The organism is Mesorhizobium sp. B2-8-1 (genome assembly GCF_006440955.1).
Classification (GTDB): Bacteria; Pseudomonadota; Alphaproteobacteria; order Rhizobiales; family Rhizobiaceae; genus Mesorhizobium.
In genome coordinates, this window is sequence record NZ_VFTX01000008.1 from 273,515 (window position 1) to 298,358 (window position 24,844).

The 24,844-nt window shown below is 63.9% G+C and carries 22 protein-coding genes and 1 pseudogene; 14 read left to right on the forward strand and 9 right to left on the reverse strand.

Annotated elements, in window-relative coordinates; genetic code table 11:
* Positions 1–33 precede the first annotated feature (33 nt).
* Complete coding sequence (locus FJ428_RS21430) at positions 34–1,620, forward strand: trimethylamine methyltransferase family protein (RefSeq protein ID WP_140497016.1); 1,587 nt, start codon at positions 34–36, stop codon at positions 1,618–1,620.
* Positions 1,621–1,643: 23 nt separating this feature from the next.
* On the opposite strand, the gene FJ428_RS21435 is transcribed toward FJ428_RS21430, so the two are convergent.
* The 5 genes from FJ428_RS21435 to FJ428_RS21455 form a co-directional block, all read right to left on the reverse strand.
* The gene (locus FJ428_RS21435; RefSeq protein ID WP_140497299.1) at positions 1,644–2,042 is read right to left on the reverse strand and encodes a hypothetical protein; all 399 of its coding nucleotides are present in this window, start codon (positions 2,040–2,042) and stop codon (positions 1,644–1,646) included.
* A 96-nt stretch (positions 2,043–2,138) separates the two neighbouring features.
* A complete protein-coding gene (locus FJ428_RS21440) occupies positions 2,139–2,522 on the reverse strand; it encodes a VOC family protein (protein ID WP_140657865.1) in 384 nt (127 codons plus the stop codon).
* A gap of 19 nt (positions 2,523–2,541) precedes the next feature.
* Positions 2,542–3,933: a chromate efflux transporter gene (gene chrA, locus FJ428_RS21445; RefSeq protein WP_140880072.1), complete on the reverse strand. Its 1,392-nt coding sequence runs from the start codon at positions 3,931–3,933 to the stop codon at positions 2,542–2,544.
* Complete coding sequence (locus FJ428_RS21450; protein ID WP_140685061.1) at positions 3,930–4,748, reverse strand: sulfurtransferase/chromate resistance protein; 819 nt, start codon at positions 4,746–4,748, stop codon at positions 3,930–3,932. Before FJ428_RS21450 ends, chrA begins: the two co-directional genes overlap by 4 nt.
* Positions 4,749–4,990: 242 nt before the next feature.
* Positions 4,991–6,796 (reverse strand): IlvD/Edd family dehydratase, encoded by a 1,806-nt coding sequence (locus FJ428_RS21455; protein WP_140880073.1) that lies wholly within the window; start codon positions 6,794–6,796, stop codon positions 4,991–4,993.
* A 151-nt stretch (positions 6,797–6,947) separates the two neighbouring features.
* On the opposite strand from FJ428_RS21455, the gene FJ428_RS21460 reads away from it, so the two are divergent.
* The gene (locus FJ428_RS21460; protein ID WP_140497026.1) at positions 6,948–7,400 is read left to right on the forward strand and encodes a carbon monoxide dehydrogenase subunit G; all 453 of its coding nucleotides are present in this window, start codon (positions 6,948–6,950) and stop codon (positions 7,398–7,400) included.
* 37 nt (positions 7,401–7,437) lie between these two features.
* Here FJ428_RS21460 and FJ428_RS21465 read toward each other — a convergent pair whose 3' ends face one another.
* The 3 genes from FJ428_RS21465 to FJ428_RS21475 form a co-directional block, all read right to left on the reverse strand.
* Positions 7,438–8,622 (reverse strand): Mrp/NBP35 family ATP-binding protein, encoded by a 1,185-nt coding sequence (locus FJ428_RS21465; protein ID WP_140664082.1) that lies wholly within the window; start codon positions 8,620–8,622, stop codon positions 7,438–7,440.
* Between the two features lie 77 nt (positions 8,623–8,699).
* Positions 8,700–9,704, reverse strand: coding sequence for an inorganic phosphate transporter (locus tag FJ428_RS21470; protein WP_140497030.1), 1,005 nt, complete (start codon positions 9,702–9,704; stop codon positions 8,700–8,702).
* A 3-nt stretch (positions 9,705–9,707) separates the two neighbouring features.
* On the reverse strand, positions 9,708–10,349 hold the full coding sequence (locus FJ428_RS21475; RefSeq protein ID WP_140497032.1) for a DUF47 domain-containing protein: 642 nt from the start codon (positions 10,347–10,349) through the stop codon (positions 9,708–9,710).
* A 218-nt stretch (positions 10,350–10,567) separates the two neighbouring features.
* On the opposite strand from FJ428_RS21475, the gene FJ428_RS21480 reads away from it, so the two are divergent.
* The 12 genes and pseudogenes from FJ428_RS21480 (at position 10,568) to FJ428_RS21535 (ending at position 23,150) form a co-directional block, all read left to right on the forward strand.
* Positions 10,568–10,945, forward strand: coding sequence for a VOC family protein (locus tag FJ428_RS21480; protein WP_140556809.1), 378 nt, complete (start codon positions 10,568–10,570; stop codon positions 10,943–10,945).
* A 92-nt stretch (positions 10,946–11,037) separates the two neighbouring features.
* Positions 11,038–11,937 carry a LysR family transcriptional regulator gene (locus tag FJ428_RS21485; RefSeq protein WP_140523710.1) on the forward strand — a complete coding sequence of 300 codons (900 nt, stop codon included), beginning with the start codon at positions 11,038–11,040 and terminating at the stop codon, positions 11,935–11,937.
* A gap of 132 nt (positions 11,938–12,069) precedes the next feature.
* On the forward strand, positions 12,070–12,549 hold the full coding sequence (locus tag FJ428_RS21490) for a formate dehydrogenase subunit gamma (protein ID WP_140664088.1): 480 nt from the start codon (positions 12,070–12,072) through the stop codon (positions 12,547–12,549).
* Positions 12,546–14,102, forward strand: coding sequence for an NADH-quinone oxidoreductase subunit NuoF (locus FJ428_RS21495; protein ID WP_140523691.1), 1,557 nt, complete (start codon positions 12,546–12,548; stop codon positions 14,100–14,102). The genes FJ428_RS21490 and FJ428_RS21495 overlap by 4 nt, the downstream gene beginning before the upstream one ends.
* A gap of 10 nt (positions 14,103–14,112) precedes the next feature.
* Positions 14,113–17,022 (forward strand): formate dehydrogenase subunit alpha, encoded by a 2,910-nt coding sequence (gene fdhF / locus FJ428_RS21500; RefSeq protein WP_140880074.1) that lies wholly within the window; start codon positions 14,113–14,115, stop codon positions 17,020–17,022.
* A gap of 257 nt (positions 17,023–17,279) precedes the next feature.
* Complete coding sequence (gene fdhD, locus FJ428_RS21505) at positions 17,280–18,104, forward strand: formate dehydrogenase accessory sulfurtransferase FdhD (protein WP_140880075.1); 825 nt, start codon at positions 17,280–17,282, stop codon at positions 18,102–18,104.
* A pseudogene (locus FJ428_RS21510) lies at positions 18,094–18,404 on the forward strand (formate dehydrogenase subunit delta). Before fdhD ends, FJ428_RS21510 begins: the two are co-directional and overlap by 11 nt.
* Before the next feature lie 112 nt (positions 18,405–18,516).
* Positions 18,517–20,070: an alpha/beta fold hydrolase gene (locus tag FJ428_RS21515; RefSeq protein ID WP_140685064.1), complete on the forward strand. Its 1,554-nt coding sequence runs from the start codon at positions 18,517–18,519 to the stop codon at positions 20,068–20,070.
* A 107-nt stretch (positions 20,071–20,177) separates the two neighbouring features.
* Positions 20,178–20,657 (forward strand): carboxymuconolactone decarboxylase family protein, encoded by a 480-nt coding sequence (locus FJ428_RS21520; RefSeq protein WP_140657857.1) that lies wholly within the window; start codon positions 20,178–20,180, stop codon positions 20,655–20,657.
* A gap of 18 nt (positions 20,658–20,675) precedes the next feature.
* Positions 20,676–21,104 (forward strand): nuclear transport factor 2 family protein, encoded by a 429-nt coding sequence (locus FJ428_RS21525; RefSeq protein ID WP_224518980.1) that lies wholly within the window; start codon positions 20,676–20,678, stop codon positions 21,102–21,104.
* A gap of 33 nt (positions 21,105–21,137) precedes the next feature.
* Entirely contained in the window at positions 21,138–21,452 is a 315-nt protein-coding gene (locus tag FJ428_RS21530) for a hypothetical protein (RefSeq protein ID WP_140497050.1), read from the forward strand.
* Positions 21,453–21,740: 288 nt separating this feature from the next.
* Positions 21,741–23,150 (forward strand): FAD-binding oxidoreductase, encoded by a 1,410-nt coding sequence (locus FJ428_RS21535; RefSeq protein ID WP_140880076.1) that lies wholly within the window; start codon positions 21,741–21,743, stop codon positions 23,148–23,150.
* Between the two features lie 151 nt (positions 23,151–23,301).
* Here the strand turns inward: FJ428_RS21535 and FJ428_RS21540 are convergent, their stop codons facing one another.
* Entirely contained in the window at positions 23,302–24,729 is a 1,428-nt protein-coding gene (locus tag FJ428_RS21540; RefSeq protein WP_140880079.1) for a gamma-aminobutyraldehyde dehydrogenase, read from the reverse strand.
* Between the last annotated feature and the right edge of the window lie 115 nt (positions 24,730–24,844).

The window sequence follows — 24,844 nt, forward strand, 5'->3', positions numbered from 1 at the left end:
CGCCCTGCTTCCGAGAAAAGGTGGAGTGCTTCCATGTCAGTGGCTGTCGAAAAGCAGGAAGCGGCCGACCAGCGTTCGCGCCGCTCCGGCGGACGCGAAGCGCGTCGCGCCATGCGGGCGGCGCCGCTCGCCGACGACATCAGGCCGGTTCGCGCCGGCCTTGAGGGGGGGAGCTATGGCCCCCTGCGCGGCACTGATTGCGAGCGCATCCACGAAGCGGTGCTGACCCTGCTGGAGACGGTCGGCTTCGCCAACGCAATCCCGTCCTGCATCGAGGCGCTGACCAAGGCCGGCGCCAGCCATGGCGACGACGGCCGTATCCGTTTCCCGCGCGCACTGGTGCTCGACACGATCAAGCGGGCGGCGCGGCATTTCACGCTGCACGGCCAGGACCCGAAGCACGACATGGTGATCCAGGGCAAGCGCGTGCATTACGGCACGGCGGGTGCTGCCGTGCATCTTGTCGACGTCGAGAAGCGCGAGTATCGCGAATCCTTGCTGCAGGACATCTATGATGCCGCGCGCATCGTCGACGGGCTCGACAACATCCATTTCTTCCAGCGGCCCATGGTGCCGCGCGACATTCCCGATCCGCTCGAAATGGACTTCAACACGCTCTATGCCTGCGTGATGGGCACGTCCAAGCATGTCGGCACGTCCTTCACGGTGCGGGAGAACGTGCAACCGGCGCTCGAAATGCTCTACGCGATCGCCGGTGGCGAGGAGAATTTCCGGGCCCGGCCGTTCGTGTCGAACTCCAACTGTTTCGTCGTGCCGCCGATGAAATTCGCCGAGGACGCCTGCGGCGTGCTCGAGGCCTGCGTCGAAGGAGGCATCCCGATCCTGCTGCTTTCGGCCGGACAGGCCGGGGCCACCGCTCCGGCGGCGATCGCGGGTGCGGTGGTGCAAGCCGTGGCCGAAGTGCTGGCCGGCCTTGTCTATGTCAACACCATCAAGCCGGGCCATCCGGCGATCTTCGGTACCTGGCCGTTCGTGTCGGACCTGCGCACCGGCGCCATGTCCGGCGGCTCGGCCGAACAGGCGGTGCTGACCGCGGCCTGCGCGCAGATGGCGCAGTTCTACGACCTGCCAGGGGGTTCGGCCGCCGGCATGACGGATTCGAAACTGCCCGACATCCAGTCCGGCTATGAAAAAGGCATTACCAATGTGATGGCCGGCCTTTCCGGCCTCAACCTGGTCTACGAATCGGCCGGCATGCATGCGTCCCTGCTCGGCTTCTGCCTGGAAAGCCTGATCATCGACAACGACATGCTGGGCCATTGCCTGCGCTGCGTGCGCGGCATCGAGGTGACGGACGACGCGCTGTCGATCGACACCATTGCTGATGTCTGCCTGAAAGGCCCGGGCCACTATCTCGGCAACGAGCAGACGCTGAAGCTGATGCAGACCGAATATTTCTACCCCGCCGTCGGCGACCGGTTTTCGCCGAAGGAATGGAACGAGAAGGGCCGACCCGACATATTGCAGCGGGCGATCGTCGAGAAGAAGCGCATCCTCGCCGAACGCTTCCCGCGCCATGTGCCGAAGCCGCTCGACGACAGGCTGCGCGCCCGCTTCGGCGACATGATCAAGCTGCCGCGCAACGGCATGGGCGGCTGAGAACGCCCCCCTTTGAAAATAGGTTAATCCGCGCTCAGCCCATAATGTTCGACGACCTCGGTATTGACCAGCTTGGCGTGTAGCGCCATCAGCACGATCTGGGCGTCGAAACTGTCTCCGGCATCGACCGCGGCCTCTATCCGACGCTCCACGTCCTGCCGCGGCTGCGCGCCATGAGAGCGCTCGAATGCCTCAGGCCCAGCAATACAATAGCTGAACAAACACGCCACTTGCGCATAAGCCTGCGGCGGCGGCTCGTCGGGCCAGTGATCCTTCATCAGGTTGACGATGGTGAGCTTTACGCCCTCCGGCACAAGGGCGGGATGCAAGTCGGCTCCGCGCAATGCGGCATCGAGCTGCCTGAGATCGCTTGAACGGCCGAACATGCCGAGGAAACCGAGGGAAGAGCGTCGTTTGGCCATCATGGTCCAATCTGTTGAGTGGCCTGGCAACGGAATGCAAAATGCCGTGCAGGTGGTTTCTGCCCATGTCAGCTGGCTATTCGTGACAGCGACGCATTATCTGCGCCCCGGTTCGAACAGTTCCACCAGATTGCCGGATGGGTCCCGCAGCAATATCTGGCTGCCGCCCATGCCCTTGACGACGTCGTTCCTGAAAGCCTGGCCGGCAGTTTTCAGCTTGCGAACCACGCCTTCGAGATCCTCGACCTCGATCTGAATGCGGTTCCAGCCACCGGGTTCGGGCACGCTGCCGTCGGGCATCGGCTGCGACGCCCCACCAGGGCCGCCAGCGGCATTGAGCAGAAGCCGCAGGTTGCCCTTGGAAAGCATGGCGAAGGACGGCGCCGGGTGCATGGCGACCGTGAAGCCGAGATGGTCGCGGTAGAAGGCGATCGCCCTGTCGACGTCATTGACGATATAGCGAACGTTGACCGTTTCCATGGTCTCCTCCGTGCCGAAGCTACCCACTCGCCGCAAGCAATAAGACACCCGCCAGGGCCGATCCGGCAAGCGTCGGCAGCATGCCGATTTTCAGCTTGAGGATGGCGATCATGGTAGCGCAGGACAGCAGCGCGGCACGCCAGTCGATCGAGGACAGCACCGGCACCTCCGTTCCGAGCCCCGTCGCACGCACGTCGCGGAAGATGACGTGCAAGGCGAACCACAGGGCCAGATTCATGATGACGCCGACGACCGCCGCGGTGATCGCGCCCAATGCCGCCGACAATGCCTTGTTGCCGCGCAGCGCCTCGATGTAGGGCGCGCCGAGGAATATCCAGAAGAAGCACGGCGTGAAGGTAACCCAAAGCGTAAGCAACGCTCCAAGCGATCCGGCAAACAACGGATATGGCGATCCGGAATGGCGCAAGCCTGCAAGGAAGCCGACGAACTGCAGGACCAGGATGAGCGGTCCAGGCGTGGTTTCGGCAAGGCCCAGGCCATCGACCATTTCGCCTGGCGCAAGCCAGCCAAGAGAGCTGACGGCCGCTTGCGCGACATAGGCCAGAACGGCATAGGCGCCGCCGAAGGTGACGACCGCCATGAGGCTGAAGAAGCCGCCGATCTGCGTCCAGACGCTGTTTGCCGATGTGAACGCCCAGATCAGCACAACCGGTCCAAGCCAGATCGGCAGCCAGATCGCGATGGTGCGCGGCGCGTGCCATCGCGTCGGCCTGGTGTGGGCCAGTTCGCCGCGCTCGAACATCAGATCGACCGCGCCCGTGGCGTCGGGAGCGTCGTCCTTGCCATGCGCGGCGCCAGAAAACAGGGCCGGCGCGATGCCGTTTCCGACCCACCCCACCAGTCCTGCAAACAGGACGAGGAGCGGAAAGGGGACGTTGAGCACGTAGATGCCGACAAAGGCGCAAAGCGCAATCGCCGTCATCACCCGATTCTTCAAGGCCCGCCGGCCAATGCGGATCACGGCCTCGACCACGATCGCCAGCACTGCCGCCTTCACCCCGAAAAACAGCGAGTCGACCAGCGGCGCATCACCATAGAGCGCATAGAGAATGCTCAAGGTCAGCATGACGAGCGCGCCGGGCACGACGAAGAGGACGCCGGCGACAAGACCGCCGACCGTCTTGTGCAGCAGCCAGCCGATGTAGATAGCGAGTTGCTGGGCCTCGGGGCCAGGCAGCAGCATGCAGTAGTTCAGCGCATGCAGGAAACGCTGCTCGCCGATCCAGCGCTTTTCCTCGACCAATTCCCTGTGCATGAGCGCGATCTGCCCGGCCGGTCCGCCGAAACTGAGCAACCCGATCTTCGCCCAGAGTTTCGTGGCCTCGCGGAAGCTCGGGACCGCAGGCGCCTCGATGAGGTCGGCACTTTCCTCGGAAAGGAGGGAGCTCATGACGCCTTCGCCCCGGCCGGCCAATTGTGCGTCTCGTCGGTGGCGTCGCGGCACCAGCGGAAGAACGCGTCGTAAAGCAGCATGCCGGCATCCAATTGTTGCAGGTCATCGCGAAACATGCGCGACAAGCCAAGCGAGGCGGCGAGAAATCCCGCCGCCTGCGGAACCAGGTCGAGGCTGGCCGTGTCGGCTGCGCGCACGATCACGGCGAGGCGGTCGAGCGCTTCGGATTCGAGCCCGAACTCCTCGAGCATCGTGTCGAAGGTGCAGCGCTCGCCGCGATGGCTCCAGAACGCATTGTCGATGTCGAAAGGCACGGCCTGAAAACGATCGGCGACATCGGGCACTTCCGCGGCGTCGACGAACAGGAAGACCGCTTGAGGATCGACGAAACGGCGGATCAGCCAGGGGCAGGCGATGCGATCGACTTTGGGCCGGGCCCGCGTCACCCAGACGGTGCGGCCCTTGTCGTCACGAGGCGGCATCCTGTCGGCACGGACCAGAAGGCCGTGGGCGTCCCGCCAGGCTTCGAAGCCGCCTTCGAGCGATTCGGCGGCAATCCCTTCATGACGCAACCATGCGGCGACGCCTTGCGAGAGCTTTTTTCCCTGCTGGCAGACGACCACCACGCGGCCACCGGCGAAGTCGGCTGCCCAAGTCTGGACGGTTTTGAAATCGCGCCGGTACGACGCCGGCAGCAAACGTGGATCGGCGTTGTAGTCGTCCTCGGTACGGATATCGAGGATTGCAGGCGCGCCCGGCAAACCGACCATACGGATCAGTTGCGGCACGGTGACAGCGGTTGTTGACGGCATGGCGTCCACCTCCTGAAAGAGAAGCCTGGACGCGAACGTTGGGCTGACGCCTCACGGGGTCGTCGCGATGAACCCCTTGCAGCGATGGTGGATTTGTTGGGCAGGCTTGTCAAGGACGCAATGTCCCCGGCCTGTGGCAGGCCGCGAAACGGAAAGACGACCGGCGGCCGATCAGGCCGCCGATCGGCGATCGCTATCCGTCAATTATCGCTTGAAACGATCGATGATTGTCCGGGGAATAATCAGTGATTGTCCCGGGGCACGCCCTTCGTATGAGCGACGTCCTGGTATTTCACCGCCGGTTTCAGCACCATGCCGCCCGAGAACTGGTCGACCATACCGCGCTGGATTTCCTGCCATGGTGTCTGGTGCTCGGGATAATGGTAGCCGCCATTGTTCTGCAGCTCGGCGCGGCGGCGGGTGATCTCGTCATCGGTGACGAGAATGTTGGCCGTGCCCTTTTTCAGGTCGATGCGAACGCGGTCGCCTGTCTTGAGCAACGCAAGCCCCCCGCCGATGGCGGCTTCCGGCGAGGCGTTGAGGATGGAGGGCGAGCCTGACGTGCCGGACTGGCGGCCGTCGCCGATGCAGGCCAGCGCGTGGATGCCCTTCTTGATGAGATAGGCCGGCGGCTGCATGTTGACGACCTCGGCGCCGCCGGGATAGCCGACCGGACCGGCGCCGCGCATGAACAGGATGGTGTGCTCGTCGATCCCTTGCGCCGGGTCGTCGATGCGGGCGTGGTAATCCTCCGGACCGTCGAAGACCATGGCATTACCCTCGAAGGCTTCGGGGTCCTTCGGGTTGGAGAGATAGCGCTCGCGGAATTCGGGCGAGATGCCGCTGGTCTTCATGATTGCCGAATCGAACAGATTGCCCTTGAGATTGATGAAGCCGGCATTGGCCTTCAGCGGCTCGGCGACAGTGCGGATGACCTCGCGGTTCTCGTTGACGGCATCGCGGCAATTGTCGCCCATTGTCTTGCCGTTGGCGGTCAGAGCATCCGGATGCGGCAGCAGCCCGGCTTTCATGAGCTCCGCCACCACGGCCGGCACGCCGCCCGCGTGATGGTAGTCCTCGCCCAGATATTCGCCCGTCGGCTGGAGATTGACGATGAGCGGCACGTCGAGGCCGATCTTCTGCCAGTCGTCATTGTCGAGCTGCACGCCGAGATGGCGGGCGATGGCGTTGAGATGGATCGGCGCGTTGGTGGAGCCGCCGATCGCCGAATTGACGACGATGGCGTTCTCGAAGGCCTTGCGCGTGATGATGTCGGAGGGCTTCAAGTCCTCGTGCACCATGTCGACGATGCGTTTTCCCGTCTCGTAGGCGATCTGGCCGCGCTCGCGATAAGGAGCCGGAATCGCGGCCGAGCCCGGCAGCTGCATGCCGAGCGCCTCGGCCAGCGAGTTCATGGTGGTGGCGGTGCCCATGGTGTTGCAGTAGCCGGTGGACGGCGCCGAGGAGGCGACGATGTCCATGAACTCGTCGTAGCCGATCTCGCCGGCCGACAGGCGCTGGCGCGATTCCCAGACGATGGTGCCCGAACCGGTGCGCTTGCCCTTGTGCCAGCCGTTAAGCATCGGACCGACCGACAGCGCTATGGCCGGAATGTTGACGGTCGCCGCCGCCATCAACAGCGCCGGCGTCGTCTTGTCGCAGCCGATGGTGAGCACGACGCCGTCAAGCGGATAGCCATAGAGCACTTCTACCAGGCTGAGATAGGCAAGGTTGCGGTCGAGAGCTGCGGTCGGGCGCTTGCCGGTCTCCTGGATCGGGTGGCACGGGAATTCGAAAGGAATGCCGCCCATCGAGACGATGCCTTCGCGCACGCGTTTGGCGAGCTCGATGTGGTGGCGATTGCAAGGCGACAGGTCGGAACCGGTCTGGGCGATGCCGATCAGCGGCTTGCCCGACATCAGTTCGGCGCGCGTCAGCCCGTAATTCAGGTAGCGCTCCAGATAAAGTGCCGTCATGCCCGGATTGTCGGGGTTGTCGAACCACTCCTGCGAGCGAAACTTTTTCTTTCCTGTGGGGGCGCCAGCCATCATGGTCTCCGTATTTGTATGACAAATCGATATGACAACGCGCGGGTGCAGGCAAGGGGCACGCGTGATCTGAATCCGGACTTTGGTGCGATAGACATCAATCGGGCCGCACGCTACCAACAATCCGACATTGGTCGTCCGGGAGGTTCTGATGGCTTTGGTGATCGAGGGCGAGGAGCGCATCGCCGCACCCCTCCAGAAAGTGTGGGAAGCGCTGAACGATCCGGCGGTGCTGAGAGAAAGCATCCCCGGCTGCCAGAGCCTGGAAATGAAGTCGCCGACCGAGATGGCGGCGACGGTGGTGCTGAAGATCGGCCCGATCAAGGCGACCTTCAACGGCGAGGTGACGCTGAGAAATCTCAATCCCCCGCATGCCTACACGATCCAGGGCGAAGGCAAGGGCGGCATCGCCGGCTTCGCCAAGGGCGGCGCCGACGTGACGCTGACCGAGGATGGGGCGGACGCGACGGTGCTCAAATACGCCGCCAAGGCCGAAGTCGGCGGCAAGATTGCCCAGCTCGGCAGCCGGCTGATCGAATCGACCTCGAAGAAACTGGCGGGACAGTTCTTTTCGAGCTTCGGCGAGAAGGTGGGTGCTGCTTAGGCTGGTCTATCCAGCGTTGGCGCCGCCTGGACGAAAATTACTCGAAGACGATGCTCGGCACGGCGTCCGCGGCCGCGCCGCGCTCTTCGTTGACCCTGTCCCAGACCTTCGAAGCGATATCGCGATAGATCTTCGCTTCGGCACTGTCAGGCTTCGATGCCACCACCGGCGCACCTTCATCCGAGCTTTCGCGGATGCCCATCTCCAGCGGCACCTCGCCAAGGAAGGTGACGCCGAGGCGCTCGGCCTCGCGGCGTGCGCCGCCATGGCCGAAGATGTCGTAGCGCTTGCCGGTGTCGGGGGCGAGGAAATAGCTCATGTTCTCGACGATGCCGAGCAGCGGCACGTCGACCTTCCTGAACATGTTGAGGCCCTTGCGAGCATCGATCAGGGCCAGATCCTGCGGCGTCGAGACGATGACCGCGCCGGCCAGCGGCACCTGCTGGGCCATGGTGAGCTGGGCGTCACCGGTGCCGGGGGGCATATCGACGACGAGCACGTCGAGCGGCCCCCATTCGACTTCGCGCAGCATCTGCGTCAGCGCCGACATCACCATCGGACCGCGCCAGATCATCGGCGTTTCCTCGTCGACGAGGAAGCCCATCGACATCACCTTGAGACCGTAATTCTGCATCGGTTTCAGGATCTTGCCGTCGACGGTCTGCGGCCGGCCGCGGATGTTGAGCAGCCTTGGCATGGACGGGCCATAGATGTCGGCATCGAGCACGCCCACCTTCAGCCCGTTGGCGGCGAGGCCGAGGGCCAGATTGACGGCCGTGGTTGACTTGCCGACACCGCCCTTGCCGGACGCAACCGCGATGATCGCCTCTATGCCGGGCACGCCGCGCTTGCCCTGGCTGTGCGAGGCAGGCGCATGGGGCGCCGGGCGCGGCGCGGCAACGGGCGGGGCGGGACGTGGCGCCGGGCGCGCCGCGACAGGCGCCTCCATGCCGCCGCCCTTCTTCTCCGCCGTCAAGGCGACGACGGCGCCAGCGACACCTGGAATAGCTTTCACGACACGCTCGGCCGCGGCGCGCAATGGCTCCATCTCCTGCGCCCTGGCGGCCGGAACGGTGATCGAGAAGAACACTTTCGAATCGGCGATGAAAATCTCGGAAACCATGCCGAGGTCGACGATGTTGCCGGTGAAATCGGGGCCATTGACCGTTTTCAGGCGCTCGATGACGGTTTCCTTGGTGACGGTTTCCTTGGTAACGGACATGGCTGTTGCTTCCCTGGCGTTCGGCTGCTGCTCACATAGTGCAGATCGCCGGCGGCTCCAAGCGCCAGGCCGCGACATCAGCCTGCCAGGCGAACCGCCAGATAGGTCAGTGCCGAAATCGCCGCCGTCGCCGGCAAGGTGACGACCCATGCGATGACGATGTTGCCGGCTATGCCCCAGCGCACCGCCGAGACACGGCGGGCGGCGCCGACGCCGATGATGGCGCCGGTGATGGTGTGCGTGGTCGAAACCGGAACACCGAGCCATGTCGCGGCGAAGAGGGTGATGGCGCCGCCGGTCTCGGCGCAGAATCCCTGCATCGGGTTGAGCCTGGTGATCTTCGAGCCCATCGTGTGGACGATGCGCCAACCGCCGAACAGCGTACCCAGCGCCAATGCCGATTGGCAAGTCAGGACCACCCAGAGCGGCACGTAGAAATCCGTTCCGAGCATGCCTTGGGAATAGAGCAGCACGGCGATGATGCCCATGGTCTTTTGCGCATCGTTGCCGCCATGACCGAGCGAATAGAGGGAGGCGGAAAAGAACTGCATGACACGGAAGGTACTGTCGACGGCGAACGGCGTCTGGCGCACGAACAGCCAGGAAACCACCAGGATCAGGAGAAGCGCCAGGACAAAGCCCGTCGCCGGCGACAGGACGATGGCGGCGACCGTCTTGCCGAGCCCCGCCCAGACGATGGCACCCGTGCCGGCCTTTGCGACGCCTGCCCCCACCAATCCGCCGATCAGCGCATGCGAACTGCTCGACGGGATGCCGGCGATCCAGGTGACGATATTCCAGACGATGGCGCCGACCAGGGCGGCGAAGATCACCGCCGGGGTGACGATGCTTGCATCGATGATACCCTTGCCCACGGTTTCGGCGACATGAAGGCCAAAGAACATGAAGGCGATGAAATTGAAGAAGGCCGCCCAGAACACCGCGTAATGCGGTCTCAGCACCCGGGTCGAGACAATGGTGGCGATCGAGTTGGCGGCGTCGTGCAGGCCGTTGAGGAAATCGAAGAACAGCGCGACGGCGACGAGGCCGACCAGCAGGGGAAAGGCGATCGCGACTTCCATCGCCTAGACGTTCTCGATGACGATGCCGCTGATCTCGTTGGCGACGTCCTCGAAGCGGTCGACCACTTTCTCCAATTGGCCATAGATCTCCGAGCCGATCAGATAGGCCATCGCATCGCTGCGGCCGTGCCGCCTGAAGAGATCCTTCAGGCCCTGCTCATGCAGATCGTCGGCTCGGCCTTCGGCACGCATGACTTCCTCGGCGAGTTCGTTCAGGCGCGCACTGTTGGCGCCGACCTTGGCCAGCAGCGGGATCGCCTCCGCGACGAGCCTGGCGGCATCGACAATGACGGCGCCCATTTCCTGCATCAGCGGATCGAATTCCCTCTTCTCGAACAGCCGCACCGTCTTGACGGTCTTGTGCATCATGTCGATGGCGTCATCCATCGACTGGATCAGGTCCTTGATATCGCCGCGGTCGAAAGGCGTGATGAATGAGCGCCGCACGGCAAGCAGGACTTCGGCGGTGATATGGTCGGCTTCGTCCTCGAGATCGACGATCTTTTCGCACCAATGCTCGATGTCCTTGCCCAGGAGGAGCTGCTGCAGGGCCTCCGCGCCGCCGACCACCGTGCGGGAATGCCGCTCGAACAGGTCGAAGAAGCGATCTTCGCGCGGCAACAGCTTGCGGAACCAGCCCAGCATGTTCGTCCCTCCCGGCGCACCAGTTCCATCCACATAGCGCCGCATGCGCCCATGGGGAACAGTAAGCCGGCTGAAAGATGTGGATGCAGCCAATTGCAAGCACCGCTCGCGAACGGCAATTACCGGCCATCGCCGGCAAAGCGGGGCTCGTCAAGCGACGGGGGCGACCTATTTCCAAGGAGACGCCGGGGACGACAAGCAGCGAAGGAGAAACGATCATGCTTGCAAACAGCAACGCGACGGCCAACCTCGCGGTGAAAGACCTGGCGAAGGCAAAGGCTTTCTATGAGGGGACGCTCGGCCTGAAACAGGTGCATGACGAGGGTGGCGAACTGATCGTGTACAAAAGCGGCGACACCACGATCAACGTCTATCGCTCTCAGTTCGCCGGAACCAACAAGGCGACGGCGGTGACGTGGACGGTCGGCGATGAGATCGACACCGTCGTCAGCGGGCTGAAATCGAAGGGCGTTGCCTTCGAACACTACGAGATGCCCGGCCTGACACTGGAAGGCGACATCCATGTCGGTCACGGCATGAAGGTCGCCTGGTTCAAGGATCCGGACGGTAACATCCTCAATCTCGTCGACCGATAGGTTTCTGCGATCAAGCATCGGCTTGGGGCGATCGACATCGCAGTGGCCGGCAGCCCTCTGGCGCGGTGCGGCGGCGGCGGTTAGCTTCAGATATGATCGACAAGCTGGAATTTTTCATCGCGCTGGCCAAGGAAGAGCATTTCGGGCGGGCTGCCGAAGTGTGCGGCGTCACCCAGCCCACCTTGTCGGCCGGCATCAAGCAACTTGAGGGTCAGCTGGGCGTGATGCTGGTCCTGCGCGGCTCGCGCTTCCAGGGCCTGACCCCGGAGGGCAAGCAGGTGCTGGTGTGGGCGCGCCGCATCGTCGGCGATACCAGAACCATGCGCGAGGAGATGCGGGCGGCGCGGCACGGCTTGTCGGGACGTATCCGCATCGCCGCCATTCCCACCGCGCTCGCCATGGTGGCGCGGCTGACGACGCCATTCCGCGAAAAACACCCCGGCGTCACCTTCTCGGTACTGTCCCGGACCTCGATCGAAGTGCTGTCGCTGCTCGGCAATTTCGATATAGACGCCGGCATCACCTATCTCGACAACGAACCGCTCGGACGAGTGACCAGCGTACCACTCTACGATGAGCGCTATCAGCTGATCACCGCCATCGGAAACCCCTATTCCGACCGCGACAAGGTGACATGGGCCGAGATCAGCCACCTGCCGCTCTGCCTGCTGACCCCGGACATGCAGAACCGCCGCATCATCGACCAGCACCTGGCCGAGGCCGGTGTCGAGGTCCGGCCGACGCTGGAATCCAATTCGATGATCGTGCTGTTCTCGCATATCCGCACCGGCAAATGGTCCTCGATCATGCCGCTCAACCTCACGGAAACGTTCGGCTTTTCCGAACCTATCAGGGCTATCCCGATCGTCGAGCCGGACGCCAGCCACACGGTCGGGCTGGTGGCCGCGTTGCGCGAACCGCATACGCCGCTGGTTTCGGCGCTGCTGGACGAGGCGATGGCGCTTGCAGACGATTTCCGCGCCCACCGGTAGGTTAGGGAATGCAGGCGCTGGAGCTCGATAGAAAATTTCTATCGAACGACGGATCAGCTTTATTGATTTCAGGGGTTTCTCCTGATTTTGTAAAGACTTAGCGATAAAGCCACCGACCAGGGAGGGCGCTGCGTGACGATGCAGCCTGCAAGTACCGAGATCGCATCGCGCACGGCCGCGATCATCCAGGAGCTGAAAGATCTCGAAGGTCCGCTGCTGCCGATCCTCCATAACATTCAGGAAGAGTTCGGCCATGTGCCGCAGGCAGCACTCCCGGTCATTGCCGACGGACTGAACCTTTCCAGAGCAGAGGTGCACGGCGTCGTCACCTTCTATCACGATTTCCGCGCCCGCCCGGCAGGCCGGCATGTGCTCAAGCTCTGCCAGGCCGAAGCTTGCCAGTCGATGGGTTCCGACGTGGTCGCCGCCAGGATCAAGCAATTGCTCGGCATTGATTTCCACGAGACGGCGAAAGACGGTTCGGTGACCCTGGAGCCGGTTTATTGCCTCGGGCTGTGCGCCTGCTCGCCCTCGGCGATGCTCGATGGCGAGGTGATCGGGCGGCTCGACAACGAGAAGATCGAAGAGATCGTCGCGGAGGTGCGCTCATGATCCCGCGCATCTACATTCCCGGCGATTCCGGCGCGCTGGCGCTCGGTGCCGAAAGGGTCGCCAAGGCTGTTCGTGCTGAACTCGCCGAGCGCGGCGTTGAGGCCAAGATCGTCCGCAATGGATCGCGCGGCGCCTATTTCCTAGAGCCTATGGTCGAGGTCGCCACAGCAAACGGCCGCGTCGCCTACGGGCCGGTGAAGCCTTCCGACGTCAAGAGCTTGTTCGACAGCGGCTTTCTCACCGGCGGCCATCACAAGCGCTGGCTGGGCGCGCCGGACAAGATCCCGTTCCTGGCCAAGCAGACCCGTCTGACCTTCGCGCGCTGCGGCATCAACGACCCGCTGTCACTCGACGCCTATAAGTCGCTTGGCGGGCTGAAGGGCCTGCAGAACGCGGTGGCCATGGCCCCGGCAGAGATCGTCAGCCAGGTTACGGAGTCCGGCCTGCGCGGCCGCGGCGGCGCCGGCTTCCCGACCGGCATCAAATGGAAGACGGTGCTCGATACGACATCCGAGCGCAAATACATCGTCTGCAACGCCGACGAGGGCGACAGCGCCACCTTCGCCGACCGCATGATCATGGAGGGCGATCCCTTCGTGCTGATCGAAGGCATGGCGATCGCCGGCATCGCCACCGGCGCGACCAAGGGCTTCGTCTACATCCGCTCGGAATATCCGCATGCGGTGGCGGTGATGAACAAGGCCGTCGAGGTCGCCCGCAAGGCCGGGGTGCTCGGCGTCAACGTGCTCGGTTCGCCCAACGCCTTCGACATGGAGATCCGCGTCGGCGCGGGCGCCTATGTCTGCGGCGAGGAGACCTCGCTTCTGAACAGTCTGGAAGGCAAACGCGGCGTGGTGCGCGCCAAGCCGCCGCTGCCGGCAATCCAGGGCCTTTTTGGCAAGCCGACGGTGATCAACAACGTCATCTCGCTGGCTTCGGTGCCTGTCATCATGGACAAGGGCGCCGCCTACTACAAGAATTTCGGCATGGGCCGCTCGCGCGGCACGATCCCGATCCAGATCGCCGGCAACGTCAAGCGTGGCGGCCTGTTCGAGGCGGCTTTCGGCATGACACTGGGCGAAATCGTCGACGATATCGGCGGCGGCACGGCCACCGGCCGGCCGGTGAAAGCGGTGCAGGTCGGCGGTCCACTCGGCGCGTATTTTCCGCGCGCTTTGTTCGACACGCCGTTCGATTACGAGGAATTCGCCAAGCGCGATGGACTGATCGGCCATGCCGGCATCACCGTGTTCGACGACACCGCCGACATGCTGAAACAGGCGCGCTTCGCCATGGAGTTCTGCGCCATCGAAAGCTGCGGCAAATGCACGCCCTGCCGCATCGGCTCGACGCGCGGGGTGGAGACCATCGACAGGCTCGCCGCCGGCATCGAGCCGGAGAAGAACCTCGCCCTGGTCACCGATCTCTGCAACACGATGAAGTTCGGATCGCTCTGCGCGCTGGGCGGCTTCACGCCCTACCCGGTGATGAGCTCGATCACGCATTTCCCCGAGGATTTCAAGCCCGCGCCGGCGCGCGTGGCTGCTGAATAGGACCTGGCAGATGAACATCAAGGCCGACTTCCCGACGCTCATCGAAGAGATCGACTACGGAACTCCGCAATCGAAAGCTGAGAAGCGGATCACGCTGACCGTCGACGGCCGCAGCATCAGCGTGCCGGAAGGCACGTCGATCATGCGCGCCGCGATGGAAAGCGGGGTCGAGATCCCGAAGCTGTGCGCCACGGACATGCTGGACTCCTTCGGCTCCTGCCGCGTCTGCCTGGTCGAGATCGATGGCCGCGGCGGCACGCCGGCGTCCTGCACGACGCCCGTCGGCGAAGGCATGGTGGTGCGCACGCAGTCGGAGCGGCTCGATGCCATTCGCCGCGGCGTCATGGAGCTCTATGTCTCCGACCATCCGGTGGGCTGGAACGAGAAGGCCGGCACCGGCGCCAGCGAGTTCGACGCGGTGGCGAAGTCGGTCGGCCTTTCCGAGAATCGCTACGGCGTCGAAGGCCGCAATCACGTCAAGGAGGATGGCGTCGCGCCCGGCCACGGCTCGCTGGCCGTCGACTACATCGCGCGTGACGAATCCAACCCGTATTTCACCTATGATCCGGCGCAATGCATCGTCTGTTCGCGTTGCGTGCGGGCCTGCGAAGAGGTGCAGGGCACCTTCGCGCTGACGATCGAGGGCCGCGGCTTCGAATCGCGCATGGTCGCCGGCATGCACGAGGATTTCATTGCTTCCGAATGCGTGTCCTGCGGCGCCTGCGTGCAGGCCTGCCCGACCGATGCGCTGCGTGAGAAGACAGTGCTCGCCAAGGGCCTGCCGGAACGCTCGGCCGTCACCACCTGCGCCTATTGCGGCGTCGGCTGCTCGTTCAAGGCCGAAGTGAAGGATGACGAGGTCATCCGCATGATGCCCTACAAGGAGGGCAAGGCCAATCACGGCCATTCCTGCGTGAAGGGCCGCTTCGCCTATGGCTATGCCACCCACAAGGACCGCATCCTGTCGCCGATGATCCGCGAGAAGGTGAGCGATCCCTGGCGCGAAGTGAGTTGGGAGGAGGCGATCGCCCACACGGCCAAGGAGTTCCGCCGCATCCAGTACCAGTATGGACGCACGGCGATCGGCGGCATCACCTCGTCGCGCTGCACCAATGAGGAGACCTATCTGGTCCAGAAGCTGGTGCGCCAAGGCTTCCGCAACAACAATGTCGATACCTGCGCGCGCGTCTGCCATTCGCCGACCGGCTACGGGCTCGGCCAGACCTACGGCACCTCGGCCGGCACGCAGGATTTCGATTCCGTCGAATTCACCGACGTCGCCGTCATCATCGGCGCCAATCCGGCTTCCGCACACCCGGTTTTCGCCTCGCGGCTGAAGAAGCGGCTGCGCCAGGGCGCCAAGCTGATCGTGCTCGACCCGCGCCGCACCGAGATGGTCAAGTCGGCGCATGTCGAAGCCGACTACCACCTGCCGCTGAAGCCCGGCACCAATGTCGCCGTGCTGACGGCGCTGGCACATGTCATCGTCACCGAAGGCCTGTTCGACGAGGCCTTCATCCGCGAGCGCTGTGACTGGACGGAATTCCAGGACTGGGCGTCCTTCGTCGCCCTGCCGGAGAACAGCCCCGAAACCGTCGGCAAGCTGTCCGGCGTCGATCCCGAACTGATCCGCGGTGCGGCACGTCTCTACGCCAAGGGCGGCAACGGGGCGATCTACTACGGCCTCGGCGTCACCGAGCACAGCCAGGGCTCGACCACGGTGATGGCGATTGCCAATCTCGCCATGGCCACCGGCAATATCGGTCGCCCGGGCGTCGGCGTGAACCCGCTGCGCGGCCAGAACAACGTGCAGGGCTCGTGCGACATGGGCTCCTTCCCGCACGAACTGCCAGGCTATCGCCATGTCTCGGGCGACGCGGTGCGCGACATCTATGAAAGCCTGTGGGGCGTGAAGCTGGACGACGAACCCGGCCTGCGTATCCCCAACATGCTGGATGCCGCCGTCGACGGCTCCTTCAAGGGCATCTACATCCAGGGCGAGGACATCCTGCAGTCCGATCCCGACACCAAGCATGTCGCCGCCGGACTGGCCGCGATGGAATGCGTGGTCGTGCACGACCTTTTCCTCAACGAGACGGCGAACTACGCGCATGTGTTCCTGCCGGGCTCGACCTTCCTTGAGAAGGACGGCACCTTCACCAATGCCGAGCGCCGCATCAACATGGTGCGCAAGGTGCTGGAACCGAAGGCGCGTTACGCCGATTGGGAAGCAACGCAGGAGCTTGCCCGTTCCGTCGGGCTGGACTGGAACTATGCGCATCCGTCCGAGATCATGGACGAAATCGCCAAGACGACGCCGAGCTTCTCCGGCGTCTCCTTCGAGTTGCTCGACCGCCTCGGATCGGTGCAGTGGCCCTGCAATGAGAAGGCCCCTCTCGGCACCCCGGTCATGCATGTCGACGGCTTTGTGCGCGGCAAGGGCAAGTTCATCCGCACCGAATATGTGGCGACGGACGAGCGAACCGGGCCGCGCTTCCCGCTGCTTTTGACCACCGGCCGGATCCTGTCGCAGTACAATGTCGGCGCGCAAACGCGGCGCACCGACAATATCATGTGGCACTCCGAGGACCGGCTGGAGATCCATCCGCACGACGCCGAGAACCGCGGTTTGCGCGACGGCGACTGGGTGCGGCTGACCAGCCGCTCCGGCGAGACGACGCTGCGCGCGCAGATCACCGACAGGGTGTCACCGGGCGTGGTCTATACGACCTTCCACCATCCCGACACGCAGGCCAACGTCATCACCACGGACTTTTCGGACTGGGCGACCAACTGTCCGGAATATAAGGTGACGGCGGTGCAGGTCGGTGCCTCCAACGGACCATCGGAATGGCAACGCGACTATGACGAGCAAGCGCGCAACAGCCGCCGCATCGCCCCGCTGGAAGCGGCGGAGTAGTATAGAGGCAAAATCTTGACGGCAGGTCGACCCCCACTCCGTCGAGCTTCGCTCGACACCTCTCCCCCGATCGACGGGGGAGAGGAAAGGCGCGAGCGTGCGTCAGCTGGCTTCCTTCCTCTCCCTCCGGAGGGGGGAGAGGTGGCGCTGCGTAGCAGCGACGGAGTGGGGGAAGCCCTCCGAGAGCAAATGCCGTTTAAGGCTGGCAAATCCCTTTGCTTCCTCGACGAAATGTCCAGCAGGACAGGCGGTGCTGCGTGAAGCGTGCCGCCATTTCCCAGACCTCCCGCCTAGCCCATCGCGCCAGCGGCACGGCAGCGGCCCGCCGCATGGTGCCGGAAGAAACGCCGGTGGCGTTCTCCTTTGCCGGTACGACGCATGCGGTGATGATGGCGAGCCCGGCCGATTTGAAGGATTTCGCGCTCGGTTTCTCGCTGACCGAAGGCATCATCGCTTCCCCCGAAGAGATCGAGGCAATCGAGGTCGAGGATCTCGGCGCCGGCATCGACATCCAGATCCGACTGAAGGACCAGGCCAACATGCGCTTCGAGGCGCGGCGGCGCAGGCTCGCCGGACCGGTTGGCTGCGGGCTCTGTGGCATCGAATCGATCGAGGAAGCAATGCGCTCGGTCGACGCAGTTGGTGCGTCTAAACTTACGCTTGATGCCGGCGACATCGTCCGTTCCGTCAAACTTCTCTCCAGGATGCAGCCGCTGCACAGCGAGACGGGCGCGGTGCACGCCGCCGGCTTCTATATCCCCGGCAAGGGCACCGTCATTGCGCGCGAGGATGTCGGCCGTCACAACGCACTGGACAAGCTGGCCGGTGCATTGGCCAAGGCCGGCATCGACGGCGCGACCGGCGCGGTAGTGGTGACGTCGCGCGTCTCCGTCGAGATGGTGCAGAAGACGGCGACGATCGGCTCGCCCTTCATCATTGCCGTCTCTGCGCCGACCGCGCTCGCCGCCCGCACCGCCGAACAAGCCGGCATGACGCTGGTGGCCTTGGTTCGCGGCGACGATTTCGACATTTTCACCCATCCCGACCGGGTGGTTCGCGGAGTTGCCAAACATGTCGCATGACGAAGACCACATTATGAGCACCAGCGAGAAGCTGGTGCGGATGGCCAACCAGATCGCGGCCTTTTTCCACTCCAGGCCGCGCGAAGAAGGCGTGGCCGGCGTGGCCGAGCATATCAACAAATTCTGGGAACCGAGGATGCGGCGTCAGTTCTTCGAGATGCTGGACAGCGGCGGCGATGGCTTCGATGAACTCGTCGTGGCTGCCTCGACAAGGATCAAGCGGCCGGTCACGCCCGCCGAAGCTGATCTGAAGCTCGGGCTCAAGCTTCCCCAGGCGACGTAGCCGCCTCGCAAAAATAGCCATTGGTTCGCGTCCGCTTATATTTCCTTCCGCTAAAGTTTAAGCTGCCGCAAGCGACGCAGCTCTGCTATGGTCGGCGATCCGAAATCGTCAGGCCGGGCGGAACAACTCGTGAGGCCGATCGAGACCCGATACGCCCGTAGCGGCGACGTGCGGATCGCCTATCAGGTGGTCGGCCAAGGCGCGTTCGATCTCGTCTTCGTGCCGGGCTTCATCTCCAACCTCGACCTGCATTGGGAGGATGAAGGCTATAGCAGGCTGCTGAAACGGCTTTCCGCCTTCTCAAGGCTGATCCTATTCGACAAGCGCGGCACCGGCCTGTCCGACCGCGTCGATGCCAACCATCTCCCCAGCCTCGAAACGCGCATGGACGACGTGCGTGCGGTGATGGACGCGGCCGGCAGCGGCCGCGCGGCCCTGCTCGGCGCCTCGGAAGGCGCTCCGATGGCCATGCTGTTCGCCGCCACCTATCCGGAGCGGACACGCGCCCTGGCGCTCTATGGCGGCTATGCCCATTTCCACCGATGGGTGATGCCGCCGGAACGGCTGGAGGCATTCATCGCGACGACGGAAACCGCCTGGGGCACAGGCGCCACCTTGCCGCATTTTGCGCCAGGCCGCGTCGAAGACAGTCACTTTGCCGCCTGGTGGTCGCGATTCGAGCGGCTGTCGGCAAGTCCGACGGCGGCGGCGGCGCTGGCGCGCATGAATGCCGGCATAGACGTGCGCGGCATACTCTCGGCGATCAGCGCGCCGACGCTGCTGATCCACCGCCGCAACGACGCGCGCGTCGATCCCGATGCCAGCCGCTTTCTCGCCCGGAAGATTCCGAACGCCCGGCTTGTCGAAATCCCTGGGCGCGACCACCCGGTGTGGACCGGTGACGTCGACAGGGTCGCCGACCTGATCGAGGAATTCCTGACCGGCGAGCCGGCCGTGGCCGACAGCGAGCGCGTGCTCGCCGCATTGCTGGTGACGCGCATCTACGATACGGCGCGCCTCGGCGACCGGATGTGGAGCGAGCGCAGCCAGCGATTCCAGGAGATCTGGCGATTGCTGGTGGGGCGCCATGGCGGACGTGTCGCAGGCACGCATGGCGAGCTGATGATCTCGCGCTTCGACGGTCCGGCGCGCGCCATACGCTGCGCGGCGGCATTGCGCGAAGCGGCGCAGGAGATCGGTGTGGCCAGTGCACAGGGCGTGCATGTCGGCGAGATCGAGATGCGCGGACCGCCGGTCGGCTTGACTGCACGCGTGACCATACAACTTGCGGCCCATGCCAGCCGCGGCGAGATCCTGGCGTCGCGGCTGGTTTCCGACCTGGCGACCGGCTCCGGCCTACACTTCATCGATGGCGGACGCATTGCGCTCGACGAGTTGGACGAGCCGTTGGCGTTTGTTCTTGCGACGTCCGAGCAGCATCTGGAACCCGCCTGCCGATCCAAGCCCAGGCCTGCCGAACCGGCCGCGCTGACGGCGCGCGAAAGCGAGGTGGTGAGCCTGATCGCCGACGGCAAAAGCAATGCCGCGATCGCCGCCGAGCTCAACCTCAGCGAGCATACGGTCAAGCGTCACGTCGCCAACATATTGCTCAAGCTCGACCTGCCGTCGCGGGCGGCGGCGGCCGCGTTTTCGGCACGCAACCCTGGCCCGCACGGGCCATAAAGGCCATGGCGCTTTCGGGCGAAGCGGCCGATGGCGTCGGGGATTATCAATTCTTCCCATGCAGGCCAGGCGATATCGCCGTGACGGTACTGCGAAGGGAGGATGAAATGGTGAAATCAAGTCGCAAGACCAGATTGCTCGTCATCGCGGCCGGCGTCGGCGCCTTGCTGGCCCTGGCTCCGGCGCGGGCCGAGGATGCCTCGGCGACGGCAGCATACAAGGACATAGAGGCCACGCTCGGCTCCGTACCGGACATGTTCAGGACTTTGCCTGACGTGGCGGTCGCCGGTGCCTGGGCCGAGATAAAGTCGATGCAGCTCAACCCCAAGACCGCACTCGACGGCAAGACCAAGGAACTCATGGGGCTTGCCGTCGCCTCGCAGATTCCTTGCCAGTACTGCGTCTACTTCCACACCGAGGCCGCCAAGCTCAACGGCGCGACCGACGAGGAGATCAAGGAAGCGGTGGCAATGGCGGCGATCGTTCGCCACTGGTCGACGATGCTCAACGGCAGCCAGGTCGACCTCACAGCCTTCAAGAAGCAGACCGACGACGTGTTCGCGGCCGTGAAGGCCAAGTCGCAGTGACACTATCGCTGCACGGCGATGACCGCCGGGCAGCACTTTGCTCATCAACCGCCCGATCGGGAAGACGGGCCCATGGAGGACGAAATGCTGACCAAGACACAGACCGTTGACGGCGCGGCAATCAAGAAAGCCATCGAAGGGCGCGACGGACAGATGCTGTCGAGCTTTTACGCCGACGATGCGGTGTTGCGGGTCGTCGACCGCAATAATCCGCCGAGCAAGCCGCGCGAGATCCGCGGCCGAGCGGCGATCAGCACATTCTGGGACGACATCTGCAGCCGGGCAATGACCCACAAGGTCGATACCACCATCGCCGATGGCGACAATCTCGCCTTCACCCAAGCCTGCGCCTACCCGGACGGGACCAAGGTGTTCTGTGCGGCGATGCTGGAACTCAAGGGCGGCCGGATTGCACGGCAGACCGTCGTGCAGGCCTGGGACGAGTAAGCGGCATCAGCCGCATCTTCGGAGGAGGAAAACATGTTCAGCGCCAGATGGCAGATCGACGCCAGGTTCGGACACAAGCAGACCGTGCTCGACCTCTTGCGGAAATGGGAATCCGAGATCGGTTCGCAGGTCGGCGTCGCCGACCTGAAGTTCCAGATCATGACGGGTTCGATCGGCGCGCGGGAGGCGACGGTCGAATCTCACCACCAGGTCGAAAGCCTGGCCCAGTTGGAAGAGTTCTTCGCCAGGATCGGCAAGATCGACGCGCATGCCAAATGGGGCAAGGAGATCGAGCCTTACGTCGTGTCGGGCACCAGCCTCTGGCAGATTTTCCGCATCGTCGAATAATGCATGTCGCCCAAAGGTGCCCATAGAACAACGATCTGAAGCGCGCCGCATCGGTCCCTTTCGACGCGACGCGCTTTCGCTACCATGACGGCTTCCGCCTGCCCGCTATGGCTCTCCCGGGCCATTTCCCCACTGGCCCTTTCGGGCGAAGCAGCGAGGAGCCGGATCGGTGCAATGTGCTCTCCTGCACCATCCTGCGCACCCGACGGATGGACGGCACAAGCAAAGCAACAAGATAAATCGTCGCGTCGAAACCATATGGCGCGGGCGCGATCAGGGAGGAAACCGATGACCGACGAAACCTATGCAAAACTGCGTGAAGGCTTGCGCGGAGAGCTGATCCTGCGCGGCGAAGCCGGCTATGAGAAGGCCCGCAAGGTCTACAACGGCATGATCGACAAGAGTCCGGCGCTGATTGCACGCTGCGTCGATGTCGCCGACGTGATCACCGCTGTAAGGTTCGCGCGCATAAACGACCTCCTCATCGCCGTGCGCAGCGGCGGCCACAACGGCGCGGGATTGGGGATTTGCGACAACGGTCTCGTCATCGACCTGTCGATGATGAAAGGCGTCCATGTCGACCCGAAAACCCGCACCGTGAGGGTCGCGCCCGGCTGCACTTCGGGCGACGTGGACCACGCCACCCATCCTTTCGCGCTCGCCGTTCCGTTCGGCATCGTTTCGACCACGGGCGTCGCCGGCCTTACCCTCGGTGGAGGAACCGGCTATCTCACGCGCAAATACGGCCTCACCATCGATAATCTGATCGAGGCCGATCTGGTGCTGGCCGATGGCAGCATGGCGAAGGCCAGCAAAAGCGAGAATCCCGACCTGTTCTGGGCGCTCCGGGGCGGCGGCGGCAATTTTGGCGTGGTAACCAGCTTCCTGTTCCAGGCTCATCCGGTGAACATGATCTTCGGCGGTCCGGTGTTCTGGGACGCCAGGCACGCGTCGGCGGTCATGCGTACCTATCGCGACTACCTGCCGGAAGCGCCGGAAGACCTCGGCGCTTTCGTCGGCCTCAAATCCGTCCCTTCGAGCGATCCTTTCCCGCGCGAGCATTGGGGCAACCGCGCCTGTGCCATCATCTCGTGCTACAACGGCACGGAGGAGGACGGGCGCAAGGCCATGGCGCCGCTGCTGGACACCTTGCCGCCGCCAATGTTCAACTGGATGGGCGTAATGCCGTTCCCGGCGATGCAGTCGCTATTCGACCCGCTCCTTCCGAAAGGCCTGCAATGGTACTGGAAGGGCGATTTCGTCAAGTCGCTTCCCGACGAAGCGATCGCGACCCATATCGCACAGGCCGCCCAGGCGCCCAGCGAATTGTCGCTCATGCATCTATACCCGATTGACGGCGCCGTCCGCCGCGTCGGCAAGGACGAAACCGCCTGGAACGCGCGTGACGCAAGCTGGTCGATGGTCATCGCCGCCATCGACCCCGATCCGGGCAAAGCCGCCGACCTGACCGCGTGGGCACGGAATTACTGGGCGAGCGTCCATCCCCATAATGGCGAGGGCGGCTACGTGAACTTCATGATGGACGATGAAGGAGACGCGCGCTTGCAGGCGAGCTATGGCGGAAATTACGAGCGGCTGAGCCAGGTTAAGCGAACCTACGACCCATCCAATGTCTTCCGGGTCAACCTGAACATCAAGCCTGCGACATCGGCGATGCCGGGCCGGACGGCCGCGTAGTGCCGGGGTCTCGCCGCTGATGCCGTTCGGCGGCCGTGCCTGTCAAATGCAGCGCAATCGCGAAGTGGAATGGCGCTGACGACCCTCTCAAGCGGGGTCGCCGGCGCCGGCCACAGCCATATAAGATCTGCCTTTGCCGGAAGGAGACAGATTACCCGTGCGCCACCATCACATGGCGCACGGCGGTATAATCCTCCAGCGCGTAGAGCGACATGTCCTTGCCGTAACCGGACTGCTTCAGCCCGCCATGCGGCATCTCGTTGGTCAGCATGAAGTGGGTGTTGATCCAGGTGCAGCCATATTGCAGGCGAGCGGCCGTCGCCATGGCGCGCGAGACGTCCCTGGTCCACACCGATGACGCCAAGCCATAATCGCTGTCGTTGGCCCAGTTCACCGCCTCGTCGACTTCCGTGAAACGGGTGACCGAGACCACCGGGCCGAAGACTTCGCGGCGCACGATCTCGTCCTCCTGCAAGGCGCCGGCGACGACGGTCGGCTGGTAGTAGAAGCCGGTGCCCTCGCCCGGCTTGCCGCCGGTGGTGATCTCGATGTGCTTCAATTCCGAGGCGCGCTCGACGAAGCTCGAGACACGATCGCGTTGGCGGCGCGAGATCAGCGGGCCGATCTCGTTCTCGGCATCGTCCGGCAGATTGTACTTGATGGTCGACACGGCCGAGGAGAGATCGGCGACGAGCTTGTCGTAGACCTTCTTGCCGGCATAGATGCGGCAGGCGGCGGTGCAGTCCTGGCCGGCATTGTAGTAGCCGAAGGCGCGCAGGCCGTTGACCACGGCGCCGAGGTCGGCATCATCGAAGACGATGACCGGGGCCTTGCCGCCGAGTTCCAGATGCGTGCGCTTGACCGACTTGGCGGCCGCCTGCAGCACCTTCTTGCCGGTGGCGACATCGCCGGTGATCGAGATCATGTTGACCTTGGGATGGTTGATCAGCGTATTGCCGACGCTGTCGCCGCGTCCGAGCACGACATTGACGACCCCTTCGGGCAGGATTTCGGCCAGGATCTTCGCCAGTTTCAGCGCCGTCAGCGGCGTCTGTTCCGACGGTTTGAAGACGACCGTATTGCCGCCGCCGATCGCCGGCGCCAGCTTCCAGGCCATCATCATCAACGGGTAATTCCACGGCGCGATGGAAGCGACGATGCCGATCGGATCGCGCCGGACCATCGAGGTGTGGCCCGGCAGGTATTCGCCGGCTACCTGGCCTGGCATGGAGCGGACGGCGCCAGCGAAGAAACGGTAGCAGTCGACGATCGCCGGGATTTCATCATTGAGCACGGCATTGATCGGCTTGCCGCAGGGCAGCGCCTCGAGCACCGCGAATTCCCTGGCTTCGGCCTCTATGCGGTCGGCGATCTTAAGGAGATAGCCCGAGCGCTGCGCGGGCGTGGTACGCGACCAAGCCGTGAACGCCTTCCCGGCAGCCGTCACCGCCGCCTCGATCTGCGCCGGGCTCGCCTCGGGGAGATTGAGAATGGTCGCCCCGGTCTTCGGATCGAGGACCGACTCCTCGGTCTCGGTGCCTTTCTCGAACTTCGAGCCGATCAGCATCTGGGTGTCCATTGGGTTCTCCATTGGCAATAGTGAGTAGTGAATGATGAATAGTGAGTAGTGAATAGTGAATAGTGAGTAGTGAGTAGTGAGTAGTGAGTAGTGAGTAGTGAGTAGTGAGTAGTGA

Coding starts and splice junctions, on each gene's coding strand:
- FJ428_RS21430 (WP_140497016.1), top strand. CDS start 34: ATGTCAGTGGCTGTCGAAAAGCAGGAAGCGGCCGACCAGCGTTCGCGC.
- FJ428_RS21435 (WP_140497299.1), bottom strand. CDS start 2,042: ATGGCCAAACGACGCTCTTCCCTCGGTTTCCTCGGCATGTTCGGCCGT.
- FJ428_RS21440 (WP_140657865.1), bottom strand. CDS start 2,522: ATGGAAACGGTCAACGTTCGCTATATCGTCAATGACGTCGACAGGGCG.
- chrA (WP_140880072.1), bottom strand. CDS start 3,933: ATGAGCTCCCTCCTTTCCGAGGAAAGTGCCGACCTCATCGAGGCGCCT.
- FJ428_RS21450 (WP_140685061.1), bottom strand. CDS start 4,748: ATGCCGTCAACAACCGCTGTCACCGTGCCGCAACTGATCCGTATGGTC.
- FJ428_RS21455 (WP_140880073.1), bottom strand. CDS start 6,796: ATGGCTGGCGCCCCCACAGGAAAGAAAAAGTTTCGCTCGCAGGAGTGG.
- FJ428_RS21460 (WP_140497026.1), top strand. CDS start 6,948: ATGGCTTTGGTGATCGAGGGCGAGGAGCGCATCGCCGCACCCCTCCAG.
- FJ428_RS21465 (WP_140664082.1), bottom strand. CDS start 8,622: ATGTCCGTTACCAAGGAAACCGTCACCAAGGAAACCGTCATCGAGCGC.
- FJ428_RS21470 (WP_140497030.1), bottom strand. CDS start 9,704: ATGGAAGTCGCGATCGCCTTTCCCCTGCTGGTCGGCCTCGTCGCCGTC.
- FJ428_RS21475 (WP_140497032.1), bottom strand. CDS start 10,349: ATGCTGGGCTGGTTCCGCAAGCTGTTGCCGCGCGAAGATCGCTTCTTC.
- FJ428_RS21480 (WP_140556809.1), top strand. CDS start 10,568: ATGCTTGCAAACAGCAACGCGACGGCCAACCTCGCGGTGAAAGACCTG.
- FJ428_RS21485 (WP_140523710.1), top strand. CDS start 11,038: ATGATCGACAAGCTGGAATTTTTCATCGCGCTGGCCAAGGAAGAGCAT.
- FJ428_RS21495 (WP_140523691.1), top strand. CDS start 12,546: ATGATCCCGCGCATCTACATTCCCGGCGATTCCGGCGCGCTGGCGCTC.
- fdhF (WP_140880074.1), top strand. CDS start 14,113: ATGAACATCAAGGCCGACTTCCCGACGCTCATCGAAGAGATCGACTAC.
- FJ428_RS21520 (WP_140657857.1), top strand. CDS start 20,178: ATGGTGAAATCAAGTCGCAAGACCAGATTGCTCGTCATCGCGGCCGGC.
- FJ428_RS21525 (WP_224518980.1), top strand. CDS start 20,676: ATGACCGCCGGGCAGCACTTTGCTCATCAACCGCCCGATCGGGAAGAC.
- FJ428_RS21530 (WP_140497050.1), top strand. CDS start 21,138: ATGTTCAGCGCCAGATGGCAGATCGACGCCAGGTTCGGACACAAGCAG.
- FJ428_RS21535 (WP_140880076.1), top strand. CDS start 21,741: ATGACCGACGAAACCTATGCAAAACTGCGTGAAGGCTTGCGCGGAGAG.
- FJ428_RS21540 (WP_140880079.1), bottom strand. CDS start 24,729: ATGGACACCCAGATGCTGATCGGCTCGAAGTTCGAGAAAGGCACCGAG.